The sequence below is a fragment of the Haemophilus sp. HMSC066D02 genome (assembly GCF_001810545.1).
Taxonomy (GTDB): domain Bacteria; phylum Pseudomonadota; class Gammaproteobacteria; order Enterobacterales; family Pasteurellaceae; genus Haemophilus_D.
In genome coordinates this window covers 485,110-492,011 of sequence record NZ_KV801804.1, presented here as the reverse complement: position 1 = coordinate 492,011, position 6,902 = coordinate 485,110, and the positions used below count along the sequence as shown (strand labels likewise).

Annotated in this window: 7 protein-coding genes and 1 pseudogene; 6 read left to right on the top strand and 2 right to left on the bottom strand. The window is 36.6% G+C overall.

Annotation, left to right across the window (positions count from 1 at the left end):
• From HMPREF2750_RS10025 to bioD, 4 genes and pseudogenes are all read left to right on the top strand, one after another.
• Positions 1–314: pseudogene (locus tag HMPREF2750_RS10025) on the top strand (histone); the annotation flags it as partial.
• Between the two features lie 300 nt (positions 315–614).
• Entirely contained in the window at positions 615–1,160 is a 546-nt protein-coding gene (locus HMPREF2750_RS02630; protein ID WP_049373402.1) for a histone, read from the top strand.
• Between the two features lie 69 nt (positions 1,161–1,229).
• Positions 1,230–1,496, top strand: coding sequence for a YcgL domain-containing protein (locus tag HMPREF2750_RS02625; RefSeq protein ID WP_070582460.1), 267 nt, complete (start codon positions 1,230–1,232; stop codon positions 1,494–1,496).
• Positions 1,497–1,598: 102 nt separating this feature from the next.
• A complete protein-coding gene (bioD, locus tag HMPREF2750_RS02620; protein WP_070582459.1) occupies positions 1,599–2,333 on the top strand; it encodes a dethiobiotin synthase in 735 nt (244 codons plus the stop codon).
• A 56-nt stretch (positions 2,334–2,389) separates the two neighbouring features.
• Here the strand turns inward: bioD and can are convergent, their stop codons facing one another.
• Both can and asnS read right to left on the bottom strand, forming a co-directional pair.
• Entirely contained in the window at positions 2,390–3,082 is a 693-nt protein-coding gene (gene can, locus HMPREF2750_RS02615; RefSeq protein WP_049366615.1) for a carbonate dehydratase, read from the bottom strand.
• A gap of 128 nt (positions 3,083–3,210) precedes the next feature.
• Positions 3,211–4,614 (bottom strand): asparagine--tRNA ligase, encoded by a 1,404-nt coding sequence (gene asnS, locus HMPREF2750_RS02610; protein ID WP_005696185.1) that lies wholly within the window; start codon positions 4,612–4,614, stop codon positions 3,211–3,213.
• A 140-nt stretch (positions 4,615–4,754) separates the two neighbouring features.
• Here asnS and sohB point away from each other — a divergent pair, with 140 nt between their 5' ends.
• Both sohB and HMPREF2750_RS02600 read left to right on the top strand, forming a co-directional pair.
• Positions 4,755–5,810 (top strand): protease SohB, encoded by a 1,056-nt coding sequence (sohB, locus tag HMPREF2750_RS02605; protein ID WP_070582458.1) that lies wholly within the window; start codon positions 4,755–4,757, stop codon positions 5,808–5,810.
• A gap of 213 nt (positions 5,811–6,023) precedes the next feature.
• Complete coding sequence (locus HMPREF2750_RS02600) at positions 6,024–6,881, top strand: OmpA family protein (RefSeq protein ID WP_049365443.1); 858 nt, start codon at positions 6,024–6,026, stop codon at positions 6,879–6,881.
• Positions 6,882–6,902 lie beyond the last annotated feature (21 nt).

Below are 6,902 nucleotides of genomic sequence, written 5' to 3'. Positions count from 1 at the left end.
CTGCTGAAGTGAAAGATGCGGCTGAAGATAAAGCTGTAAAAGCAAAAGAAGCTGTCGAAGATAAAGTTGCTGAAGTAAAAGATTCGCTTTCAGAGGCAAAAGATGTAATGTCTTCTAAAGTTGAAGCTGCAAAAGATGCCACAGTAAGCGTGGCAGTACAAGTTAAAGATGCTGTGGTTGCAGCAGCTAACTATGTTAAACATGTTGCGGAAAATAAAATGACTGAAGCAAAAGATGCTGTGTGCTCTAAAGCAGAGGAAGTAAAAAATGTAGATTCTGAAACAAAAGATCAATCTGCAGCCGTAAAAAAGTAACTGAAAAGTAAAAGCAATAGTTAAGGATTATTCAAATTAACTGAGTGGGATTGTTCAAAAAAAACACAAAAAAGTGATTTTTTATCTTTACAAAAAATAAAATTTTTATAATGAACTTTTTTACAAATCTTTTAATTTCATTGGGTTATAGTTGTTTTAGAGAGGTATTATAAAAAACTATATCTTTAGAAATGTAAATTTTTTTGGAAGATGTTTTATTTTAAGTTTTTTTTACGTAAACTAGATCACACAAAGCAGATAGCTTTGGATTAATTCTTAATTATAAAATGGAGAATGACAATGAAAAAATCAGTATTAGCCGTATTAGTATTAGGTGCATCTTTAGCCGTAACTGGTTGTTTCGATAAACAAGAAACAGCTCAAAAAGTTGAAGCAGCAAAAGATGCAACAGCAAATGCAGCAACACAAATTAAAGATGCAGCAAAAGAAGTTGCAACTGATGTTAAAAATGCAGCAATTGACGCAAAAGATTCAGCTGCAAATAAAATGGCTGAAACAAAAGAAGCAGTAGCTGATAAAGCTTCTGAAATGAAAGATGCTGCTGCAAATAAAATGGCTAAGGCAAAAGATGCAGTGTCTTCTAAAATGGAAGAAGTAAAAAATGCAGCTTCTGAAGCAAAAGATGCAGCAGCAGATAAAGCAGTTGAAATGAAAGATGCTGCAGCAAATAAAATGGCTGAAGCAAAAGATGCGATGTCTTCTAAAATGGAAGCAGTAAAAAACTCAGCTTCAGAAACAAAAGATGCGGCAGCTGATAAAGCGGCTGAAGCAAAAGATGCGGCAGCAAATAAAGCAGCTGAAGTAAAAGAAGCTGTGACTAAATAATTAAACTTTCGTAAAATAAAACCTATCAGAGATTATCTGGTAGGTTTTTTCTTTTTGGAGCAATATGAAATGTTATGTGCAATTTATAAAAGTAAACGTAAACCAGGCTGCTATCTTTATATTTCCAAACGAGATGATTTTTCAGCCGTACCGGATATATTAATGCAGAGTTTTGGCAAGCCTCAGTTTCTTATGCCTTTCAATTTGAAGGGAAGTAAGCCGCTTGTTCATGCTGATAAAGATGAAGTAATGGAGAAAATTACTCAGCAAGGATTTTACCTTCAAATGCCAAAACAGGATGATGGGTTATTTAATAGTTTGAGTGAGATCAAATAACCTTCTTATTTTTTCGTAAAAATCTTCAAATCTTGCTTTACCTCAATATTTTCTTCAAAAAACTCATTTAAAATTCACCGCACTTTTAAAAGGAGAATGAAAATGAGTAGTTTCTTTGTGGCAGGTACAGATACCGACGTGGGCAAGACCACCGCCTGCCGTGCCATTATTCAGGCATTACAAGCAAAGGGCGTGCGAATTGTGGGTTATAAGCCAATAGCTTGTAGCTGTGAAGAGGGTATCTATCCTGTCGAAAATCAGTCTAATGAATCCCAAACAGATTATGATGCTGACAATAATTCAGATGTGTTAGCTTTAATGGATGCAACGAATGAGCCCGTATCTTATCAAGAAGTAAATAGCTATACTTTTGCTCATTCCTTGCCGATGCTGACTCGAGATAAATCACGCATTAAATTAAATAAGATTAACCAAGCCTTAACAACATTAGTTCAAAAATATCAATCTGTTGTGGTGGAAGGTTCATTTGGGTTACTCACACCAATGGCAGAAGGTAAGAGTTTTGCTGATTGGGTTGTTGAGCATAAAATGCCTGTTGTGTTGGTTGTTGGTATCAAAGAAGGCTGTATTAACCATGCATTGCTGACAGCTCAAGTGATTAAACAGCTTGGCGTTCCTTTATTAGGCTGGATTGCAAATCGAATTAACCCTTGTTTAGGGCATTATAAAGAGGTGGTAGATATTTTAGAGGCTCAGATTGATGCGCCTTTGCTAGGTAAAATCCCTTATATTCATAAGCCAGAATCCCAAGAGTTAGGACATTATTTAACGAATATTGATCGTTTGATGTATATGCAAACAGAGTTAGTTAAATAGTAAGTTTGAAATAAAAAGTGCGGTTAAATTTCATTAGATTTAACCACACTTTTTTTTTATTCTTCGTTTTCTGGAAGTTCTTTTTTCAGGATATCTTCTTCCGCTAGGCTAGATAGGCGAGCAATCGCATTACGGTAAGAGATTTCAAGAGTTTCCCGACTGGTTGCAATAACACCTTGATCTACTAAGAATCCATCATTTACATCATATACCCAGCCATGTAGGGAGAGTTTTTGTCCACGCTCCCAAGCGCTTTTTACGATAGATGTGCGTCCTAGGTTATAAACTTGCTCTGCAACATTTAATTTAGTGAGCATATCTGAACGTTTTTCTGCTGAAAGATTGCCTAATAGATGCCCGTGTTTAAACCAAATATCACGAATATGGAGCAACCAGTTATTGATTAACCCTAGATCGTGATCTTGCATCGCTGCTTTAATACCACCACAATTTGTATGACCGCAAATAATAATATGTTCAATTTTGAGTACATCAACGGCATATTGTACAACTGAAAGGCAGTTAAAATCCGTATGAATAACTTGGTTAGCAACATTACGATGAACAAATAATTCGCCCGGTTCAAGATTTGTGAGTTTTTCAGCAGGAACACGGCTATCAGAGCAACCAATCCAAAGATAATGAGGTGTTTGGTGATCGGCAAGTTCTTTAAAATAAGTGGAATTCTCTTCTTTCATTCTTTGCGCCCAACTGTAGTTGTTAGCAAAGAGTTGTTTAATTTTGTCCATTTCTACTTTCCTTAATGTGATGTATTTGAAAGATTGATTCAAACACAATAAATGGAATAGGGGATAAATTTATCGCCTAAAATGATGACCGCACTTTAAAAAAAGTGCGGTCAATTTAAACAATATTTTTAGAAATTTGCATTTCTTGGTGCGCGAGGGAATGGAATCACATCGCGAATATTTTGTACGCCAGTTACATAAACGATTAAGCGTTCAAAACCAAGACCGAAACCTGAATGTGGTACGGTACCATATTTACGAAGATCACGATACCACCAGTAATCTTCAGGATTTAAGCCCATTTCTTCCATACGTTTATCTAATACGTCTAAACGTTCTTCACGTTGAGAACCGCCAATGATTTCACCAATTCCAGGTGCAAGAACATCCATTGCGGCCACAGTTTTACCATCATCATTTAAACGCATATAGAAGGCTTTGATATCTTTTGGATAGTTTTTCACGACAACAGGTGATTTGAAATATTCTTCTGCTAAGAAACGTTCATGTTCAGAAGATAAATCGATACCCCAAGAAACAGGGAACTCGAATTTCTTACCTGATTTTAATAACACGTCGATTGCATCGGTATAGTCGATTTGAGCAAAATCAGAGTTTACAAAGTTTTCTAAACGAGTAATCACATCTTTATCTACGTGTTTTTCAAAGAATTTTAAGTCATCTTTACGCTCAGCAAGTACTGCACGGAACACGTATTTCAACATATCTTCTGCTAATTTAGCATTGTCAGCAAGCGTTGCGAAAGCGACTTCAGGTTCAACCATCCAGAATTCTGCAAGGTGACGAGTTGTATTTGAATTTTCAGCACGGAATGTAGGACCAAAAGTATAGATTTTGCTTAATGCGCACGCATAAGTTTCACCGTTTAATTGTCCTGAAACCGTTAAAAATGACTCTTTTCCGAAGAAGTCTTGGCTGAAATCAACTTTGCCATCTTCACCACGAGGAAGGTTTTCTAAATCAAGCGTTGAAACACGGAACATTTCACCCGCACCTTCAGTATCTGAAGCGGTAATTAATGGGGTAGCGACCCAATAGAAGCCTTGTTCATGGAAGAAACGATGAATAGCTTGTGCTAAGCAGTGACGAACACGCGCCACGGCACCGATAATATTGGTACGAGGACGTAAGTGAGCTACTTCACGTAAGTATTCAATTGAGTGACGTTTTGCTGCCATTGGATAAGTGTCAGGATCTTCTACAAACCCTGTCACTTCTACTTTTTCAGCTTGAAGTTCAACAGCTTGACCTTCAGCAGGTGACTCAACAATGGTACCGGTTACGATAACAGAACAACCCGTTGTTAAGCGTAATACTTCACTTTCATAATTTTCAATATCGTTATTGACGATAACTTGAATAGGATCAAAGCAAGAACCGTCATAAACAGCGAGGAAAGAAAGACCAGCTTTGGAATCACGACGGGTACGAACCCAGCCGCGTACGGTAACTTTTTCGCCAATAGCGATTTTACCTTGTAACACATCAACAATGGATGCAACTTTAGACATATAAACCTCTGTAATTCATTATAAATTAGGCAATAAAACTGCGTTAGTTTACCTTAAATCGCAAAATTTTCCATAAAAAGTTAGTGTAAATCAGGCTTGCACAGTAAAATAATGCCTTCACTTTATTTTAGGAGAAAACTATGTGGTCTGATATTTTGACCGGCTATGGCATTTTTATTTTGGAGATTTTAACGATTTTACTTGTGATTGCCGCTATTGTCGCAATGATTATTTCGGCAAAACAGCGTAATGCAACACATCATGGTGAGTTGGTCGTGACAGATCTTTCAGAAGAATTTAAGGATACGGTAAAGCATTTACGCGATTTTCAGCTTTCAGAAGAAGAACTTAAACAAGCCGAAAAAGCGGAGAAAAAAGCGAAAAAGCAAGAAGCAAAGGCATTAAAAGCGAAATTAAAAAATGGTGAGAAAGAAACGCCTAAACCTTGTGTTTATGTGCTCGATTTTAAAGGTGATATTTCGGCATCCGAAACGACCGCACTTCGAGAGGAAATTTCGGCGATTATTAATGTAGCAAAAGTCGATGATGAGGTCTTACTACGTTTAGAAAGCCCAGGTGGTGTTGTTCATGGTTATGGTTTGGCTGCCTCGCAGTTAGCTCGCTTAAAACAAAAAGGAATTAAATTAACAGTTGCAGTAGATAAGGTTGCTGCAAGTGGTGGGTATATGATGGCTTGTGTGGCAGATAAAATTGTTTCCGCACCTTTTGCGATCATCGGTTCTATTGGTGTTGTAGCTCAAATTCCCAATATTCATCGTTTATTGAAAAAACATGATGTCGATGTTGATGTGATGACCGCTGGAGAATTTAAACGCACCGTTACAGTATTAGGTGAAAATACTGAAAAAGGAAAACAGAAATTCCAAGCAGAACTTGAGGAAACTCATCAATTATTTAAACAATTTGTGGCTCAAAATCGACCGCACTTAGATGTGGATAAAGTCGCAACTGGTGAGCATTGGTTCGGTCAACAAGCCTTAGCGCTTCAACTAGTCGATGAGTTAGCAACCAGTGATGATATTATTCTTGAAAAAATGAAAGATAAGTCTGTGATCGCGGTGAAATATAAAGTGAAAAAGCCACTTTTACAAAAAATAGGTAAGCAAGCTGAAGAGAGTATTGAGGGAATTATCCATCGAAATTTAACAAAAAATGGACAGGATTTTATTCAATAAGAAAAAAATTTACTTATTTGACAACTCTTTACACAACTTTACAAAAAAGTTCCATAAAAAATCATTTTTTAATGTTTTTTTATTTACAAGTTAAAGAATTATGACTACCATACGCCATGAAACTTTTTATAGTTTTATTTGTAAAATTTATAAAGTTTAGTTGTGTAGGTTCTTCTTGCAAGGATTGCACCTTAACAGTAAAAAGGTAAAGAAATGAAATTATCTCGTATTTTATTATCTGCAGTAGCAGTAGCGACAGTTGCTGCTTGTGGTAACTTAAGCAAAGTTACAGAAGCTGGTACTCCAGAATATAAAGAAGTTGATGGTCAACAAGTACCACAACTCGTATGGCCTAAGATTGATAAAGCTGGTTTCAACCATGATGGTAGCCAATTTGGTTCATGGCCAAACTGGGATAACGTTCGTATGATCGAACGTGGTATGAACAAAGACCAATTATATAACCTAATCGGTCGTCCACACTTCTCTGAAGGTTTATACGGTGTTGAAGAGTGGGATTATGCGTTCAACTATCGTGAGAATGGTGTTCACAAAATTTGTCAATACAAAATATTATTTGACAAAAACCACAATGCTCAAAGCTTCTTCTGGTATCCAAACGGTTGTAACGGAAACTCAGCATTTACTTTAAGTGGTGACTTCTTGTTCGACTTCGATAAAGATACTTTAACTCCACGTGGTAAAGAAGTTGTTGATAACGTTGCAGCACAATTAAAAGAAACTGGTGCTAAAGAAGTTAAAGTTGCAGGTTACACTGACCGTTTAGGTTCTGATGCTTACAACTTAGATCTTTCTCAACGTCGTGCAAACCGTGTTAAAGCTCGTTTAATTGAAGATGGTGTAACATCTGAAATTACAGCTGTTGGTTACGGTAAAGTACCACAAGTTAAAGCTTGTAACGGTTACAAACACGCAAGTAAAGCTGAGAAAGACTGTTTACGTCCAAACCGTCGTGTAGAAATCACTGCTTCTGGTTCTGTATTAAAATTACAAGAAGGTGGTCAAGTTAACGGTGGAACTCAAGGTCCAGCACCTCTTTATCAAAAATAATAGATAGAGAAGATAGAAAGA